Source organism: Streptomyces alfalfae (assembly GCF_004127445.1).
Taxonomy (GTDB): Bacteria; Actinomycetota; Actinomycetes; order Streptomycetales; family Streptomycetaceae; genus Streptomyces; species Streptomyces alfalfae.
In genome coordinates this window covers 1-18,216 of sequence record NZ_QEXM01000025.1, presented here as the reverse complement: position 1 = coordinate 18,216, position 18,216 = coordinate 1, and the positions used below count along the sequence as shown (strand labels likewise).

The 18,216-nt window shown below is 74.3% G+C and carries 10 protein-coding genes; 9 read left to right on the top strand and 1 reads right to left on the bottom strand.

Features of this window, described 5'->3' with window-relative positions; translation table 11 throughout:
* Nucleotides 1-2 precede the first annotated feature (2 nt).
* From DCW30_RS09585 to DCW30_RS09555, 7 genes are all read left to right on the top strand, one after another.
* Complete coding sequence (locus tag DCW30_RS09585) at nucleotides 3-821, top strand: hypothetical protein (RefSeq protein WP_076685149.1); 819 nt, start codon at nucleotides 3-5, stop codon at nucleotides 819-821.
* Complete coding sequence (locus tag DCW30_RS09580; protein ID WP_076685148.1) at nucleotides 805-1,446, top strand: hypothetical protein; 642 nt, start codon at nucleotides 805-807, stop codon at nucleotides 1,444-1,446. The genes DCW30_RS09585 and DCW30_RS09580 overlap by 17 nt, the downstream gene beginning before the upstream one ends.
* Nucleotides 1,443-2,570, top strand: a complete 1,128-nt coding sequence (locus DCW30_RS09575) for an acyl-CoA dehydrogenase family protein (RefSeq protein ID WP_076685147.1) — start codon at nucleotides 1,443-1,445, stop codon at nucleotides 2,568-2,570. The genes DCW30_RS09580 and DCW30_RS09575 overlap by 4 nt, the downstream gene beginning before the upstream one ends.
* 104 nt (nucleotides 2,571-2,674) lie before the next feature.
* On the top strand, nucleotides 2,675-3,340 hold the full coding sequence (locus DCW30_RS09570; RefSeq protein ID WP_076685146.1) for a 4'-phosphopantetheinyl transferase family protein: 666 nt from the start codon (nucleotides 2,675-2,677) through the stop codon (nucleotides 3,338-3,340).
* A gap of 163 nt (nucleotides 3,341-3,503) precedes the next feature.
* Nucleotides 3,504-5,705: an MMPL family transporter gene (locus DCW30_RS09565; protein WP_103557440.1), complete on the top strand. Its 2,202-nt coding sequence runs from the start codon at nucleotides 3,504-3,506 to the stop codon at nucleotides 5,703-5,705.
* A 229-nt stretch (nucleotides 5,706-5,934) separates the two neighbouring features.
* Complete coding sequence (locus tag DCW30_RS09560; RefSeq protein ID WP_076685145.1) at nucleotides 5,935-6,243, top strand: helix-turn-helix domain-containing protein; 309 nt, start codon at nucleotides 5,935-5,937, stop codon at nucleotides 6,241-6,243.
* A gap of 157 nt (nucleotides 6,244-6,400) precedes the next feature.
* On the top strand, nucleotides 6,401-7,132 hold the full coding sequence (locus DCW30_RS09555) for an AfsR/SARP family transcriptional regulator (RefSeq protein ID WP_232626794.1): 732 nt from the start codon (nucleotides 6,401-6,403) through the stop codon (nucleotides 7,130-7,132).
* 55 nt (nucleotides 7,133-7,187) lie between these two features.
* On the opposite strand, the gene DCW30_RS09550 is transcribed toward DCW30_RS09555, so the two are convergent.
* On the bottom strand, nucleotides 7,188-14,303 hold the full coding sequence (locus DCW30_RS09550) for an amino acid adenylation domain-containing protein (protein WP_076685144.1): 7,116 nt from the start codon (nucleotides 14,301-14,303) through the stop codon (nucleotides 7,188-7,190).
* 207 nt (nucleotides 14,304-14,510) lie between these two features.
* Between DCW30_RS09550 and sbnA the strand changes: the two genes are divergently transcribed.
* Nucleotides 14,511-15,551, top strand: a complete 1,041-nt coding sequence (sbnA, locus tag DCW30_RS09545; protein ID WP_076685143.1) for a 2,3-diaminopropionate biosynthesis protein SbnA — start codon at nucleotides 14,511-14,513, stop codon at nucleotides 15,549-15,551.
* A gap of 38 nt (nucleotides 15,552-15,589) precedes the next feature.
* A partial coding sequence (locus DCW30_RS09540) for an amino acid adenylation domain-containing protein (RefSeq protein WP_129299889.1) occupies nucleotides 15,590-18,216 on the top strand: 2,627 nt, incomplete at its 3' end.

Sequence of the window (18,216 nt, the reverse complement as noted above, 5' to 3'; positions counted from 1 at the left end):
GCATGTTCCGCACGACGGCGCCGGTGCGGCGCAGGGGCGCGGGCCACGCGCCGGACCCCGCCACGGCCGTGCCCCGCCTCGTGCGGGCGGCGTGGCGCACCGCCTCGGGCCCCGGCCGGGCCTATGACCCGGCGGAGGTGCACGAGGACTTCCTCCAGGAGGCCGCGGACCCGTACGGCGTGGAGTTCCGGCGCGACCTGTTCGCCGCGTCGGGCCGCCGCACGTCGGTGGAGCTGGCGGACGCCGCGCTGCGCGGCCTCGGCCCGCTCGACGGCGACGAGGCGCCCGAGGTCGTCGTGGTCGCCTACGCGACGCCCGACTTCGAGCACGGCGAGCTGGTCGCCGCCTACCTCAAGCACCACCTGCCGGGTGAGCCGCTGGCGTTCGCCGTGTCCGACCAGGGCGTGCTCGCGCCGTTCACCGCGCTGCGCGTGGGCGTCGAGTACGCGCGGCGCGGAGGCCTGCGACGCGTCCTGCTCGTGGTCGTCGACCAGAGCTCGCAGCCGTACGAGATGCCGTCGTCCGGCCGTGACGCGGTCGCCGAGGACTCCGCGGTGGCGCTCCTGCTGGCCTGGGACGGCGGCCAGGAGGCGTCGCTCGGCGGCTTCGGGCTCGGCCCCGCCGACCGCACCGCGCCGCCGCCGGGCGAGGTGGTCCGGCCGCTGCCGGGGCTGCCGTGCACCGGGGTGTGGGCCGCTCTGCTGAGCGGGACGCCCGCGAGCGGCCCCGCCGTGCTCGCCGACCTCGACGAGAGCCGGGGCCAGGCGGCCTACTGCACCGTCGACGTGGGGGAGTGGAGAGCCGATGCCGGTACGCGCTGAGTGGCAGGAGTGCAGGGAGAGCGCCCGCGAGGACGGGCTCGTCCCCGCGCTGACCCTGCTCGGCCGGGCGCTGTCCCCGGGCGCCCTGCCGAGGGGCCCCGGCGGCCACGCCGTGGTGCCGCGGGCCCTCCTGGAGGAGAACGCGGCACAGCGGGCCGAGGCCGCGCCGCACGTGCCCGCGCCCCTGCTCGGCGAGGAGACGGGCCTCGCGGTGCTCGCGCCACCGGCCGGCGGGGCGCAGGAGCCGCCGCTGCCCGAGGCGTGGCGGACCGGCCTCGTCTGGCTGCGGCTCGGCGCCTCCGAGGCGCTGCGGGACGCCTGCGTGGCGTATCTCGCGGGCCGGGAGTCCGAGGGCACCGCCCTGCTGATGAAGCAGATGGTCAAGGGCACGCTCGCCGAGGTCCTCATCGAACACCTGGAGATCGAGGGCGCGCTCGGCGAGGGCCCCGGCGGCGACGCGGTCCGGCGGCTCCAGGAGCAGATCACCCGCACCGACCGGACCATCCTGCGCCTGCTCGGCGCGCACGGCTTCACGGGCGACGGGCCCGGCAGGGACGCCTACGTCTCGGAGCTGCTGGCCGACGTCTACGCCACCGCCGGGGACGCCCGGGAGGAGACCCCGTGATCGCACTGCCCGAACCGCTGACCGCTCTGCGCGCGCAGGTGGCCGCCTGGTCAGGTGAGCTGCGCGCGGGCGCGCTCGACGTCGACCGGGACCCCGAGGCCATCCGCGACCGGCTCGGTCTGCCCGCCGTGCGGTTCCTCGCGGGGCTCGGCGACGGCGAGCCCGCGGCGCCCGGTCACGAGACCCTGGAGCGGGTCGTCGTCGCAGAGGAGCTGGCGCGCGGCGACGCGGGCACCATGCTCGCCTCGCCCGGACCGTCCATGAGCGGCGTGCTGCTCGACGTGCTCGGCGGGCCGGAGCAGCGCGCCTGGTTCTACGGGCGGCTCGCCGAGCGGCCCACCTGGACCTGTTTCGCCCTGACCGAGCCCGAACGCGGCTCCGCCATCGGCGAGATGGGCGCCACGCTCACCCCGCAGGAGGACGGCTCGTACCTCCTGCACGGGACCAAGCGGTACGTCGGCAACGCCACCCGCGCCGGGATCGCCGCCGTCTTCGCCCGGGTCGCGGGCACCGAACGGCTCGGGGTGACCGCCGTCCTCGTCGACACCGCGGACCCGGGTTTCCGGGCGGAACCGCTGCCCATGCTCGGCCTGCGCGGCGCGCGGTTCTCCGCGCTCACCCTCGACGCCGTGCGGGTGCCCGCGGACCGGGTGCTCGGCGCCCATCTCTCGCCCACGCGGCGCGGCATGTGGAGCATCGTGCAGGTCTTCAACCGGCTGCGCCCCAGCGTCGCCGCCATCGCGCTCGGCATCGCCCGCGCCGCCCACGAGTACGTCGGCGAGGAGCGGGGCACGCTGCGCGGCGTCGAGCGGGAGCGCTTCGACGCCCTCGGCCAGCGCATCGACGCCGCACGCGTGCTGACCTACCGCGCCGCCATGGCCGTGGACGCCAAGCCGGCCGCGGGGCACCTCGCCTCCGCGGCCAAGGCGCGCGCCGCCGAGCTGGCCGAGCACGTCACGCTGGAGGCGCTGACCTTCTTCGGGCCCGCCGCGCGCCTGGAACACCCGCTGCTCGACAAGCTGGCGCGGGACGCCAGGGGCGTGGAGTTCATGGAGGGCTCGGGCACCGTGCAGAAGCTGAACCTCTTCCAGGGGCTGCACTCCGGAAAGGTGGGAAGACCCTGACCCCCGGCGGCGCGGCGGCCCCAGGGGCCCCGGACGTCGTCGAGGTCTGGCGCATCCCGCTGGGCGGGGACGACGCCCCGGCGGACCTCGCGGACCTCGTCGGCGTGCTGGACGCGGAGGAGCGCTCGCGGGCCGCCCTCGCCGCCCGCGAGGAGCTGCGGCGGCGGTTCGTGATCGCGCACGGAGCGACCCGGCACGTACTCGGCCGCAGGCTGGGCACGGCGCCGGGCGCGCTGCGTTTCTCGCGCGGGCCCTGGGGCAAGCCGGAGGTCGCCGACGCCCCCGGGCTGCGCGTCAGCCTCACGCACTCGGGGGATCTCGCGCTGCTCGCGGTGACCGGCTCGGGGCGGGCCGTCGGCGTCGACGTGGAGTCGCTGCGGCCGGACGGCGACGGGCTGCGGCTCGCGCGGCGGTTCTTCCCCGCCGCCGAGCGCGACCTCGTCACGGGCGGCGACGCGGGCCGCGTCTTCACCCGGCTCTGGACGCGCAAGGAGGCGTGCGTGAAGGCCGCCGGCGGCCGGCTCGCCCAGGGCTTCGCGGTGCCCGTGGGACACGGCACGGGACGCGAGGCGGAGGAGCGCACGGAACCGGTGACGGTGCGCGGCCCGGATTCCGGGCTTCCCGGCCCCTGGACGCTCCGCGATCTCGTCCTGCCCGACCCCGGATACTGCGCGGCGGTCGCACTCGACGGCGAAGGCCCCTTCCGCACGCGATTGCGCGTCTGGCGGGCCGCGGCGCAGACGGATCAGTATGCCGGTGGAATTCCATAAAGAACTGGCACCAATTCGTCATGGCGGTTGTGCGCGGATGTCAAGTAGAAGAAACTCCCCCTCACCTCGGGGTAGTTGTACCCGTGTGTGATCACCGGCCCGTCACTAGTTTTGGGCACATCGGAAGTGCGCGGCAGTACAGCACCGGAGGGGAAAGGTAATCGTGGGCAGCAAGAACCTGATCACGCGGATGGCGCGGTGGAGCGCCACACATCCGTGGTGGGCGATCACACTGTGGGTGGTATTCGTGATCGGCGCACTGGCGGCCGGCAGTGCGACGGGGACGCAGCGCGCCACCAACGCGGACCTCGCCATCGGGCAGTCCGGACGGGCCGCCGAGATCGCCAAGAGCGGCGGTCTCGAGGACCGCGCCGTCGAGAACATCCTCGTCACCCCCTACGAGGGCCGGAAGTTCGACCGCGAGGCGGCGGGCCGCGCCGCCGAGGCCGCGGTCGCCGAGCTGCGGGACGTCGAGGGCATCGCCTCGATCGGCGACCCGGTGCCCGCGCCGAACGGCTCCGCGCTCGTGGTCCCCGTGGTCCTCAAGGGCGACCCGGAGACGGCGGACACCCGGGTGCAGCCGCTGGTCGACGGCGTCGCCGCCGCCCAGAAGGAGCACGACGACGTACGCGTCGAACTGGTCGGCGCCGGCTCCATCAAGGCCGGTCTGAACGAGATGCTCAACGAGGACCTGGGCAAGGCCACCGTGCTCAGCCTGCCGGTCACGCTCCTGGTGATGGTCTTCGTCTTCGGCGCCATCGTGGCGGCCGGCGTGCCCGTGCTGCTCGGCCTCTCGGCGGTGCTCGCGGGGCTCGGCCTGTGGGGCGTCGCCTCCCAGCTCGTGCCGGACCCGGGCCCGGTGACCCACATCATCGTCCTGATGGGCATGGCCATCGGCGTCGACTACTCGCTCTTCTACCTGAAGCGGCAGCGCGAGGAACGGGCGCTCGGCTCGAACAACGTCGACGCCATCGAGATCGCCGCCGCCACCTCCGGACACGCCGTGATGGTGTCGGGCCTGGTCGTGATGGTGTCCATGGGCGCCCTCTACCTCGCGGGCCACGTCGCCTTCGAGTCGATGGCCACCGGAGCCGTCCTCGTCGTGGCCATCGCGATGGTCGCCTCGCTGACCGCCCTGCCCGCGCTGCTCTCCAAGTTCGGACGCTTCCTCGACAAGCCGCGCGTGCCCCTGGTCTGGCGTCTGACCGCCCGCAGCGGCAAGCCGCGCCTGTGGTCGGCGATGCTGAAGCCCTCGCTGCGCCACCCGGTGATCTCGCTGGTCGTCTCCGTCGGGGCCCTGCTCGCCCTGGCGCTGCCCGCCCTCGACCTGAAGCTGAAGGCCACGGGCATCGACGACCTGCCGCGCTCCATCCCCGCGATGCAGGCCAACGACCGCCTCGTGCAGTCCTTCCCGAGCCAGGCCGACACGCACACCGTCGCCGTGAAGGTCCCCGAGGGCGAGCGCGACCGGCTCACCGCGGCCATGGCCGGCCTCGTCGAGCGGGCGGGCAAGGACAGCCTGTTCACCAGGACGCCCGAGCCGGAGGTGCGGGTCTCCAAGGACGGCACGATCGCCACCGTCGCCATCGGCACCCGCTTCAACAGCAGCTCGCCCGACGCCCAGAAGTCCCTCGCCAGGCTGCGCGACGACATCGCCCCCCAGACGGTCGGCGCGGTCCCCGGCGCCGAGTTCGCCGTCGGCGGCAGCGACGTCGCCTACGACGTGGACTACCGCGCGAATGTCGTCGAGAAGATGCCGTGGGTGCTCGGCATCGCCCTCGCGCTGACCTTCCTCGTCATGGCGATCGCCTTCCGCTCGGTGATGCTGGCGCTGATCACCGTGGTGCTCAACGTCCTGTCCGCGGTGGCCTCGTTCGGTCTGCTCGCGCTGATCTTCCAGCGGACCTGGGCCGAGGGCATCCTCGACTTCGAGTCGACGGGCCGGGTGGTGGCGTGGCTGCCGCTGATGCTCTTCGTCATCCTGCTCGGCCTCTCGATGGACTACCACGTCTTCGTCGTCAGCCGTATCCGCGAGGCGGCCCGCGGCGGCCTCGGCGTCCGCGAGGCCGTCGAGCAGGGCATCACCCGCACCGCGGGCGTGGTGACCAGCGCGGCCGTGGTGATGGTGTCGGTGTTCGCGCTCCTGGCCTCGCTGAACTTCATCGAGATGAAGCAGATGGGCGTGGGCATGGCCTGCGCGGTGCTGCTGGACGCGACGCTGATCCGCATCGTGGTGCTGCCCTCGGTGGTGACGCTGCTCGGCTGGAAGACCTGGTGGCCCTCGCGCCTCGCCCACCAGGACGACACGCGGCCGGTGCGGGTGCCGGCGGCGGCCCGGGTGGGGGCGATGGCCGAAACCAAGTGATCCGCGACCGCCGGTGACCGGCCGGCTTCAGGGGGGACCGAGCCCGCTCGGTCCCCCCTGAACTGCGTTCCTCGCACGCGACGCTGATGACCTGTCGCAATCGGCGGCGTGGTCGGGAATGATGGGTCTGGTGTGAAACGTGTGTGCCCTGTGGCGAAAGTTGTACACTCGCGGAGCGCCCATTGGCCGATATCCGGGGGTCCGTGCTAGGGCGCACGGGGGTGTTCTCATGGCTGAACCAGCGGCCGAGCCGGCCGACGTGACCGCGGCCGCCGCGCGCTGGGGACCGGAGCTGGACCGGGTGGGTCTGCTGTCCGAGCGGGAAAAACAGGTGTTCTCGCTGCTCGGTGCGGGCTATTCCAACCGGGGCATCGCGAGCAGGTTACGCGTCACCGAACGCACGGTGAAGGCGCATGTAGCAGGCATCCTTGCGAAATTGGATGTCGAGTCACGCCTGCAAGTCGGCCTCGTCGCCCAGGTTTACCAGCTCATGTACCAAGGTACAGTTTCGCATTCTGATGCCTTGCCGGAGAATTGAGGCGCGCGCAGAATCCCTTCCTTCTCTTTCGTAGCCGGACCGCGCGGGCCACCCCCGCAGCGGGGACCGGCTCGCGGGCGTGAGCAGGGGGCTGTCGGCGCGCTGTCCGGTAACAACAGGGGGATTAGTGCAGATTTCTATTCTGGGTCCGCTACTCGTGGGGGACGGCCACAAAACGGTCGGCATGCGGGCGAAGAAGATCCGCGTCATGGTGGCCATGCTCGCGCTCAATCCGGGGCAGGTCGTCTCCTTCGACGAACTGATCGACGAGATGTGGGGAGAGGCCCCGCTCAAGAACGCCAGGAACGCGCTCCAGGCGAACGTGAAGCGCATGCGCAAGTCGCTCGGGGAGCTCGGACTCGACGACTCCGACCAGGGTCTCGTCCGGACCGTCGACAACGGCTACGTGCTCAACGAGACCGAGGACGCCCTCGACGCGTACCGCTTCCTGCGCACCGCCGAACGCGGCGCGGGGCTCGTCAACGACCGGCCCCAGGAGGCCGTCGGCTTGCTGCGGGAGGCGCTCGGCATGTGGCGCGGACCCGCGCTCCTCGACGCGAGCGACGGACCACGCTGCCGCGCCGTGGCGCTCCGCCTCGACGAACAGCGCAAGACCGCCCGTGAGGACCTGATCTCCGCACAGCTCCAGGGCGGTGAGGCGGCGGTCGTCATCCCGGAGCTGAAGCAGCTCCTCGCCCAGTACCCGGAGCGCGAGCGGTTCAGCGAGCAGCTGATGCTCGCGCTGTACCGCTGCGGCAGGCAGTCCGAGGCGATCGACATCTTCCACCGCACCCGCAAGCAGCTCGACCGCGACCTCGGCCTCAAGCCGAGCCGCCGCCTCGCTCACCTCTATCAGGCGATCCTCACGCAGGACCCGTCGCTCCAGTAGCGGCGCGCTCCCGACAGCACCGCGCCGGCGGCCCCCAGGGGCCGCCGGCGCTTCGTCATGCCCGGCGCAGCGCCGCCTCCGTGGCCGCGCCGACGATTCTTGCCGCCGCCGGGCCGAGCATCTGCTCGTGGCCGCACGGCACTTCGTGCACGTCGAGCGGCCCGCCGATGTGCGCGGCCCAGCGGGCCGGCAGGTCGCAGGACGGGCGGTCGCCGGTGGCCGCGAACAGGGTGAGGCCTCCCTCGAAGCGGCCGGGGGTGAACTCCCAGGCGATGTCGGTGTGGTGCCGCATCACGTCCATCAGCCGCCGCAGGTCGTCCTCGCCGAACGCCCCGGCGTCCCCGAACTGGCCGGCGTGTTCCAGGAAGTTCGCCAGGATCTCCTCGTCGGAGGGCGGCACGTCCCCCGCGGCCACCGGGAAGCTGTCCAGGGCGCCGAGGAACGCCGTGCGCTCCCCCGCCTCCTGGAGCTGCACGGCCATCTCGTGCGCCACGAGGCCGCCGAACGACCAGCCGAGGAAGTGGTACGGGCCGTGCGGCTGCACCTCCCTGACGCGCGCCACGTACGCGGCGGCGAGCGAGCGCACGTCCCGCGGCCGGTCCCAGACGGCGTCCGGGGCGATGCCCTCCGACTGGAGCGCGTAGACCGGGCGGCGCTCGTCCAGGTGCTGGGCGAGCCCCGCGTACGGCAGGCCGAAGCCCACGCCGCCGTGCACGCAGAACAGCGGGGCGGCGTCCCCGGCGGGCCGGATGGCGAGGACCGGCGTGAACGCGCCGGAAGCGGGGGCGGAAGCGGAACCCGCCGCGGTGGCCGCCGCCGCGAGGGCGGCCACCGTCTTGTGCGTGAACACGTCCGCCAGGGAGATCCGCAGCCCCGCCTTGGCGGCCCGGCTCACCACCCGCACCGAGCGCAGGCTGTCCCCGCCGCTGGCGAAGAAGTCGGCGTCCGCGTCGGTGATCTCGCGGCCGAGGACCTCGCTGAACACCTCCGCGAGGACGGCTTCGGCCTCGGTCGCGGGCGTCCGTCCGGCAGCGGCCACCGGGGCGGCGGCGCTGCCGGGCGCGGGCAGCGCGGCGGTGTCCAGCTTGCCGTTGGCCGTGAGCGGCAGCGCGGGCAGGGTGACCAGGGCCGCGGGGACCATGTGCTGGGGCAGCGCCGCGGCGACGTGGGCCCGCAGGACGGGGACGTCCACCTGTGCCACTCCGGGGAGCGGCACCACGTACGCGGTGAGCTGGGCGGCCTCATCGCCCTGCCGGGTGACGCGGACCGCTGCCTGCTCGATCACCGGGTGGCGGGTCAGGACGGCCTCGATCTCGCCGGGCTCGATGCGGTAGCCGCGCAGCTTCACCTGGTGGTCGGCGCGCCCCACGTAGTCGAGCAGGCCGTCCTCGCGCAGCCGCACGAGGTCGCCCGTGCGGTACATGCGGGCGCCCGGCGGCCCGAACGGGTCGGCGACGAAGCGGTCGGCGGTGGTGCCGGGCCTGCCGAGGTAGCCGCGCGCGAGCCCCGCCCCGGACACGTACAGCTCCCCGGTGACGCCGGGCGGGACGGGCGCGAGCGCCGCGTCGAGCACGTACGTGCGGAAGTTGGCGAGCGGACGGCCGATCGACGGCCTGCCCTCGCCGTCGAGCGGGTCGCTCACGGTGGCGCAGACGGAGGTCTCCGTCGGGCCGTAGGCGTTGCGGAAGGCGTGCGTGGCCGACCAGCGGCGCGCCACCGCGGGCGGGCAGGCCTCGCCGCCGACGAGCAGCAGCAGGCCCTCGGGGAGCGTGCACTCCTCCGGGATGGCGGCGACCACGGTGGGCGGCAGGACGGCGTGGTTGATCCGGTGCTCGGCGGCGAGCGAGGTCAGCAGTTCGCCGGAGAGCCGTGACTCGGCGGTGGCGAACACCAGGGCGCCGCCCGCGTACAGCGAGGCGCACAGCTCCCAGACGGTCGCGTCGAAGCTGAACGAGGCGAATTGCAGGACCCGCGTGTCGGGGCCCGTCCCGAGCCGTTCCCGCTGGCTCACGGCGAGGTTCACCGCGCCCGCGTGCGGTACGACGACGCCCTTGGGGCGTCCCGTGGACCCGGAGGTGTAGATGACGTACGCGGCGTCCTGCGGGGAGAGCGGGCGGGTCCGCTCGGCGTCGGACAGGGCGTGGGCGGCCAGGCGTCCGAGCCGCTCGCGGGTGTCCGGGGCGTCCAGGACGAGCGGGGGGCGCGCCCCGGCGGGCAGCCGGCCCGCGACGGCCGCGGTGGTGAGGGTCTCGGCGGGCGCGGCGTCGCCGAGCATGTACGCCACGCGGTCGGCCGGGTAGTCGGGGTCGACCGGCAGATAGGCCGCCCCCGCCTTCAGGACGCCGAGCAGCGCGACGACGGTGAGCGGCGAGCGCGGCAGGGCGAGCGCGACGACGGAGCCGGGGCCCACGCCACGGGACGCGAGGTCCCTGGCGAGCCGGTTGGCCTCGGCGTCGAGCGCGGCGTACGTCAGCGTGTGCGGTCCCGCGGCCCCCTCGGGCGCGGGGTCGACCAGGGCCGGGTGGCCGGGGTCCCGGCGGACGTGGCCCTCGAACAGGGCGGGCAGGGTCAGCGGCGCCACCTCCGTGCGCGGCCCCGTGCCGGTGCGCAGCAGGGCGGCGCGCTCGTCGCCGGTCAGCAGATCGAGGCGGCTCAGCGGGGCGTCGGGGGAGGTGGCCGCCGAGGTGAGCAGCGTGACCAGGCACCGGGCGAGGCGGTCCGCGGTGTCACGGGTGAACAGGTCCTCGCTGTATTCGAGCAGGACCTCCAGGCCGCCGGGCGAGCCGTCCGCCGCACGGACCTCGGTGACCTGGAAGGACAGGTCGAACTTGGCGGTCGTGGTGGGCGCCTTCTGCACCGTCGCCGTCAGCCCGGGCAGGCCCGGCAGCGGATCGGCGCCCGCCTGGAAGGCCAGGATCACCTGGAACAGCGGCTGGCGGCCCAGGGAACGGGCCGGGTTCAGCTCCTCCACGAGGTGCTCGAAGGGCAGCTCGGCGTGGGCGTACGCCGTCAGGTCGGTCTCCCGCACCCGGGCGAGCAGCTCCCTGAAGGCCGGGTCGCCGCCGGTGCGGGTGCGCAGGACGAGGGTGTTCACGAAGAAGCCCACGAGGTCGCGCACCTGGTCGTCGGTGCGGCCCGCGACCGCCGTGCCGAGCGGGATGTCGTCCCCGGCGCCGAGCCGGGTGAGCAGCGCCGCGAGACCCGCCTGGACGGTCATGAAGAGGCTGGCGCCGTCCCGCCGTGCCAGATCGGCGAGGCGCGCGTGCACCTCGGCGGGGACGGTGCGGGTGACGTCGGAGCCGCGCCGGGTGGCGCGGGCCGGGCGCGGGAAGTCGGCCGGCAGGTCGAGCTCCTCCGGGAGTCCGGCCAGTTCGGCGCGCCAGTGGGCGAGTTCGCGGGCGGCGAAGCTGCTCGGGTCTTCCTTGTCGCCGAGCAGGCTGCGCTGCCAGCGCGCGTAGTCGGTGTACCGCACGGGCAGCGGCCGCCACTCGGGCGCCCGGCCTGCCGCCCTCGCCGTGTAGGCGGCGGAGAGGTCGCGGGCCAGCGGGTCGAGGGACCACCAGTCGGCGGCGATGTGGTGCAGGGTCAGCGTGAGGACGTGGGTGTCGGCGCCGAGCGCGAACAGCCGCGCCCGCAGCGGCACCTCGGCCGCCAGGTCGAACACCGTGCCCGCTTCGGCGGCGAGCGCGTCCGGCAGCTCCGCCTCGGTCAGCGGCACGTGCTCCAGGCGCGCCCCGGCCTCCGCGGCCTCCGCGGGCGTCAGGACGAGCTGCGAGGGCAGCCCGTCTGCCTCGGCGAAGACGGTGCGCAGACCGGCGTGGCGGGCCACGACGTCCGCCAGGGCCGCGGCGATCGCGGTGGCGTCGAGCGGTCCCGTCAGGCGCAGTGCCAGGGGGATGTTGTACGTGCCCGCGGCGGAGTCGGCGGTCTCGTCGAGGTTCTGCTGCTCCATGCGGGACAGGAACCAGAGCCGGCGCTGGGCGGGCGAGAGGGGCGCGGGGCCGCCCTCGGGGGAGGGGCGCAGGGGCGGGCGGTCCGGCGCGTCCTCCCCGGCGGAGGCGGCGGGCGCCGTGAGCGAGGCGGCGAGGGACGCGGCGGTGCGGTGCTCGAAGAGCGCCCGGACGGGGACGTCGTCGCCCAGTTCCGCGCGGAGCCGGTTCGTCACCCGCGTCGCCGAGAGCGAGTGGCCGCCGAGCGCGAAGAAGTCCTCGTCGGGAGCGACCCGGTCGACGCCGAGCACCTCCGCGAAGACCGCGCAGAGCAGTTCCTCGTGGACGCCCGCGGGGGCCCGTCCCGTTCCCGGGCGCTCGCGGGACGGTTCGGGCAGCGCCTTGCGGTCGATCTTGCCGTTCGGGGTGAGCGGCAGCTCGTCCAGAGGGACGTACACGGCAGGGACCATGTGTTCGGGCAACACCGCTGACGCGCGCTCCCGCAGCCGGTCGCGGTCGGCCCCTGCCGGTACGACATAGGCGGCCAGCAGGGCGTCGCCCCGCGGGCCGGTGCGGGCGGTGACCACGGCCTGGTCCACGCCCGGCTGGGCGGCGAGCACGGACTCGATCTCGCCGAGTTCGATGCGGTAGCCGCGGATCTTCACCTGGTGGTCGGTGCGGCCCGCGTACTCCAGGGAGCCGGAGGCCGGGTCCCAGCGGGCGATGTCGCCCGTGCGGTACATGCGGGTGCCGGGCGGCCCGTACGGGTCGGTGACGAAGCGCCCGGCGGTCAGGGCCGGGCGGCCCAGGTAGCCGCGGGCCACGCCGCCGCCCGCGATGTACAGCTCGCCGAAGGCGCCGTCGGGCACCGGCCGCAGGGCGGCGTCGAGCACGTACACCTGGGTGTTGTCGACGGGGCGGCCGATGGTCGGCGGCTCGCCGGGGCGTACCGGCGCGGAGGTCGACCAGATCGTGGTCTCGGTCGGGCCGTACAGGTTCGTCACCGAGGCGCAGCGCTCGGCCAGCGTCCCGGCGAGCGCCTCGGGCAGGGCCTCGCCGCCGACGAGCGCGGTGAGCCCGGCCACGCAGGCGGGGTCCTCGGCGACGAGCGCCTGCCAGAGCCCGGGGGTGGCCTGCATCAGCGTGGCGCCGGTCGCGGCGATGGCGGCGGCGAGCGCCTTCGGGTCGCGCACGGTCTCGCGCGGCGCGACGATCAGCTCGGCGCCGGCGGCCAGGGGGACGAACAGCTCCAGGTTGGCGATGTCGAAGCCGAACGTCGTCACCGCGAGGAAGCGGTCCTCGGGGGTGACGCCGAAGCGCCGCAGCATGTCGCAGACGAGGTTGGTGAGCGCGCCGTGCGGCACGACGACGCCCTTGGGACGCCCGGTGGAGCCCGAGGTGTAGATGACGTACGCCGGGTGGTCGGGGTGGACCCGCGGGGGGCCCGTGCCGGACGCGGCGGCGGTCACCTCCTCCCCCCGCTGCCAGGCGCCGTCGTCGCCGAGCAGCCAGGCCCCGCCGGGCATGGCGTCCGCGCCGAGGCGGTCGGCGACGGAGGCGCTGGTCAGGGTCACCACGGGGGCGGCGTCGGCCAGCATGTGGCGGAGCCGGTCGGCGGGGTAGTCCGGGTCGAGCGGCAGATAGGCGGCGCCGGAGCGCAGCACGGCGAGCGCCGCGACGACCAGGTCGACGGACCGGTCGAGCGCGATGGCGACCACCCGCTCGGGCCCGGCTCCGGCGGCGCGCAGGTCGAGGGCGAGCCGTTCGGCCCTGCCGTGCAGTTCCGCGTACGTCAGGACCCGGTCGCCGTCGCGCACGGCGGGCGCGTCCGGGGTGCGGGCGGCCCACTGGGCGAGCAGCGGCGGCAGCCAGGGCGTGGGCAGCGGCCGTTCGACGCCGTCGCGCGCGCTCAGGACCCGGGCGCGCTCGGCCTCGTCGAGGACGTCGAGGCGCCCGCTGGGCTCGTCGGGGCGGGCGACGGCGGCTTCGAGGAGCCGTACGAAGCGGGCCCCGAGGCGTTCGGCGTCGGCGCGGGACAGCCGGGCCGGCACATGGTTGAGGGTCAGGCCGAGCTCGTCGCCGGGGAAGACGGTGAGGGTCAGCGGATAGTGCGTCGCCGACCGGATCTCCGCGTGCGCGCCGGCGTCGAGCGGGAGCCTGCCCACGGGGTAGTTCTGGAACATCAGGGCGGTGTCGAAGAGCTCGCCCCGCACGTGCGTGAGCTGCTGCACGTCCGCGAGGGTCAGGTGCTCGTGCGGGAGCAGCCCGCCCTGGCGCCGCTGCACGTCGGCGAAGAGTTCGGCGGGGGTGCGGGCCGGGTCGACGGTGACCGGGACGGGCAGCGTGTTGGCGAAGAGGCCCACCATGCGCTCGACGTCGGGTATCTGCGCGGGCCTGCCCGAGGTCACGGCGCCGAACACCACCGTGTCCTGGCCGGTGAGGCGGGACAGGAGCAGCGCCCAGCAGCCCTGCACCACGGAGTTGACGGTCAGGCCCCGGTTCCTCGCGAACGCGGCCAGGGCCTTCGACGAGGCGGCGGAGAGCCGCAGCGGCAGCGCCTCGGGCAGCGCGGCCCCGGGCGCGGCCGGCCGCCGGGCGGGCGGCACGAGGCGGGTCGGCTCGGACACCCCGGCGAGCGCGGCGCGCCAGGCGGCGCGGGCCGCGTCCCGGTCCTGCGCCCCCAGCCAGGACAGATAGGAGCGGTACGGGACGGGCGCGGGCAGTTCGGCCGCCGGGGCGCCGGGCCGAGCGAGTTCGACCAGCTCGCGGCTGAGCGCGGCCATCGACCAGCCGTCGACCACGATGTGGTGCACCGTCCACACCAGGCGGCACCGGCCGTCCGCCGCGCGCACCAGCGTGAAGCGGTGCAGCGGCGGCTTGGCGAGGTCGAAGCGGCGTACGCGGTCCTCCTCGGCGACCCGGTCGAACGCCGCGCCGGTGTCGTCGGAGGCGGGGACCTCCACCTCCCGCCAGGGCAGCTCCACCTGGGTGGGGACCACCTGGATCGCGTCGCCCGACTTGCGGTGCCGGAAGCACGCCGTGAGGTGGGGGTGCCGGACCAGGAGCGCGGTGGCCGCGGCCCGCAGGGAGCGCCGGCCCTCCGCCGTGAGGCCGTCCAGATCCGCCACCAGCTGGATGGTGTAGACGTCGAGGCCTTCGCGGTCGTACTCGCTGAGGAACAGCAGACCCTGCTGGAGGGGCGACAGCGGAAGGACGTCGCTGATGGTGGCTGGCCGTTTCAAGCCGCGCTCCTCTACGTGCGGACAGGGGTGGGCCCATTCAGAATTGACGGCCCCGCTGACCGTCAACTGACGACGGACTGACCAAGTGCCGACGCGCCCGCGGATGCCGTCAGAGCAGTGTCAGCAGTCCGTCAGTGCATGGTCAGCCGGACCCGGAAGTCTCTACGACGAGGTCAAATCGTTGCTGCCGTCGGCCAGGAGACTCCATTGCCAGTGATATCCGCGTCGCATGAATTCGATGTCAGCGACCTCTTCGTCAATCTCCAGCCGTTCTCCGGGCGCCGTCTCTTTCTGAAGGTCGAGGGTTTCAACTTCGCCGGTTCCATCAAGCTGAAGGCCGCGCGCGAGATCGTCGCGCAGGCCGAGGCGGCCGGTGTGCTCGGCCCCGGCACGACCCTGGTGGAGTCCTCCTCCGGCAACATGGGCGTCGCCCTCGCCGTGCTCGCGGCGAGCCGCGGTTTCCACTTCCTGTGCGTGACGGACTCCCGGTGCAACGCGGTGACCCGGCGCACGATGGAGGCCTTCGGCGCCGAGGTGCACGTCATCACGGAGCCGCACGAGACGGAGGGTTTCCTCGGCGCCCGCATCCGGCACGTCGAGGCGCTGGTCGCGGCCGACGAGAAGAAGGTCTGGCTCAACCAGTACCGCAGCCCCGGCAACTGGATGGCCCACTACCGCACCACCGCCCCGGCCATCGCCGCCCAGTTCCCCGACCTGAACGTGCTGATCGTCGGCGCGGGCACCACGGGCACCCTGATGGGCTGCGCCCGCTACTTCCGCGAGACGCGTCCCGGCGTCCGCGTCGTCGCCGTCGACAGCGTCGGCTCCGTCACCTTCGGCGGCTCCGCCGGCGCCCGCCACATCCCCGGGCTCGGCACCAGCGTGCGGCCCGCCCTGCTCGACGAGTCGTACGTCGACGACGTGGTCCTCGTCCCCGAGGCGGACACCGTGCGGACCTGCCGGGAGCTGATGCGGCAGGGGTTCCTCTTCGGCGGCTCCACCGGAACGGTCGTGCACGGCGCCCTCGACTGGCTGCACCGCAATTACCGCGACGAACAGGTGACGGCCGTCACCATCTCGCCCGATCTCGGCGAGCGCTATATGGAGACGATTTACCACGACGAATGGGTGCGCGACTCCTTCGCACCCGGCGTCCTTTCGGGCGGTGCCGGAATTCAGGGAGGGCCGGGTTTCGGTGATCCGGCGGACTTCGCCGCCACCGCGGGACTCGAATCCGTTTCCCGCTGAGCCCGCCGTCGAATTTCAGGTCTGAGGAGAGCATTGCGATGAAGACACCCGGGGGAGTGGCGCTGCCGCTCACGGCCGCGCAGGCCGAGATCTGGTTCGACGAGCAGTTCGCCACCGGGCCGCTGGCCTACAACATGGCGGACTGCATCGAGCTGACGGGCCCGCTCGACGCGGCGCTGCTCGGCCGCGCCCTGCGCCGCCTCGGCGAGGAGGCCGAGGGCCTGCGGGTGCGCTTCACCGACGACGACGGCACCCCGCAGCAGGTGGTGTGCCCGCTCGGCGAACTGCCGCTCACCGTCATCGACCTCAGCTCCGAGGCCGCGCCGCGCGCCGCCGCCGACCGGTGGATGGAGGCCGACCTCGCCGAACCGCTGAAGGTCACCGACTTCCCGCTCTTCCGCAGCGCCCTGCTGAAGCTCGGCCCCGAGCAGCACCTGCTCTACCTGTGCATGCACCACATCCTGTCCGACGGCTACAGCCGCGCGCTGATGTACCCGAAGCTGGCCACGCTCTACGCCCAGCTCGCGGACGGGCTGCACGAGCGCGACCTCGACGCCGCCGCCATCCCGGCCTTCCACCGGCTGGTGGACGCCGAGCGCGACTACCTCGCGTCGCGGCACGTGGAGCGCGACCGCGCCTACTGGACGGGCCGCCTCGTCGACGCCCCGGACTCCTCGCCCGAGCTGGTCTCCCTCTCCGCCAGGGAGCCCGCCCCCGGCCGCGGCACCCTGCGCCACACCGCACGCCTGACCCCGGACGCCACGAGGGCCCTGCGGGACATGGCGAGCGACGGCAAGGTCACCATGCCGGTCCTGATGGTCGCCGCCATGGCCGCCTACGTGCAGCGCGTGACCGGCGTCGCCGAACCGCTGCTCACCCTGCCGGTCACCGCCCGCGTCGGCGCCGTCAGCCGCGAGATCCCCGGCATGCTCGCCAACTACCTGCCCCTGGCGGTCCGGGTGCGCCCCGGCATGACCCGGAACCAGCTGCTGCGCTCCGCCTGGACGGAGGTCGCGGGCGCGCTGAAGCACCAGCGCTACCGGGGCGACCGCGTCCGCCGCGACATGGGCCTGCGCATCGACGACCGCCGGGCGTTCGGCCCGTTCATCAACGTCCTCAACCAGGACCCGGAGCTGGCCTTCGGACCCGCCTGCCGCGGCGTCGTCACCAACCTGTCCACCGGCATCGTCAACGACCTGATCATGACCGTCCTGAACGGCGCCGACGGCTCCCTGGAGATCCACCTCGACGGCAACCCCGAGCTGTACGAGGACGCCGAGCTCGCGGCCCACCTGCACCGCTTCGAGGCCTTCGTCGGCAGGCTCGCCGCGATGGACCCGGAGACCCCGCTGGCCCGCGTCGACGTCGTCGCGCCCGGCGAGACCGCGGGCCTGCTGCACGGCCCCGCGCGGGACGACGCGTACGAAGGTGTCGTCGAACTGGTGAGCGCCGTGGCCGCCCGCACCCCCGACGTGCCCGCCGTCGTGGACCCCTCGGGGACCGTCACGTACGCGGAGCTGGTGCGGCGCGCGGGCGGCGTCGCGGCACGGCTCGGGGCCGCCGCGGTCCCGGAGCGGTCGGTCGTCGCGGTGCTCGCCGATCCGGGGACGCCGTTCGTCGCGGGCATCCTCGGCGTGCTCGGCGCGGGCTGCGCCTGGCTGCCGCTCGACCCGGCGGCCCCCCACGCGCGCAACGCCGGCCTGCTGCGGGACAGCGGGGCGCGGCTGCTGCTCGTGGGCGCGGAGCACGAGGACGTGGCGCTCGCCTTCGCGGGCGAGGTGCCCGTGCTGCCGCTCGCCGCCCCCGAGGACGCGCAGAACACCCGGGCACTCCCCGCACGCGGCGGCGCTCTCGACCTGGCGTACGTGATGTTCACGTCCGGGTCCACGGGCCGCCCGAAGGGCGCGATGGTGCACCGCGCGGGCATGGTCAACCACCTGTGGGCGAAGGTCGGCGACCTGGACCTCAAGGCCGGTGAGGCGGTGGTGCAGAACGCGCCGCTGACCTTCGACGTCTCGGTCTGGCAGATGCTCGCCCCGCTCATCGTGGGCGGCCGGGTGCGGGTCTCCGGCGTGGAGATGGCCGCCGACCCGACGGCGCTGTTCGGCGCCGTACGGGACGAGCGCGTCGAGGTGCTCGAAGTCGTGCCCTCGCTGCTCCGCGCGGCCCTCGACGCCTGGGACCTGGAGGGCGTCGCCCCTGAACTGCCTGCCCTGCGCCGGCTGATGGTGACGGGCGAGGCGCTGCCGGTGGATCTGTGCGAGCGCTGGTTCGCGCGTTTCCCGGGGGTGCCGCTGATCAACGCCTACGGCCCCACCGAGTGCTCGGACGACGTCACCCACGCGGTGATCCGTGCCGGTGACCGTCAGCCGAGCGGGCGTGTCCCGATCGGCGGCGCGGTGCGCAACACGCGGCTGTACGTGCTCAGCGACGAGCTGCGGCCGGTGCCGGTCGGCGTCCCCGGCGAGCTGTACGTGGGCGGCGCGGGCGTCGGCCGCGGGTATCTGGACGACCCCGTGCGGACAGCGGGCACGTTCATGGCGGACCCGTTCGCCGGGGCGGGCAAGCGGATGTACCGCACGGGCGACCGCGTGGTGCAGCGCCCCGACGGACAGCTGGAGTTCATCGAGCGCCGCGACCACCAGGTCAAGATCCGTGGCCGCCG

Coding starts and splice junctions, on each gene's coding strand:
- DCW30_RS09585 (WP_076685149.1), top strand. CDS start 3: ATGTTCCGCACGACGGCGCCGGTGCGGCGCAGGGGCGCGGGCCACGCG.
- DCW30_RS09580 (WP_076685148.1), top strand. CDS start 805: ATGCCGGTACGCGCTGAGTGGCAGGAGTGCAGGGAGAGCGCCCGCGAG.
- DCW30_RS09560 (WP_076685145.1), top strand. CDS start 5,935: ATGGCTGAACCAGCGGCCGAGCCGGCCGACGTGACCGCGGCCGCCGCG.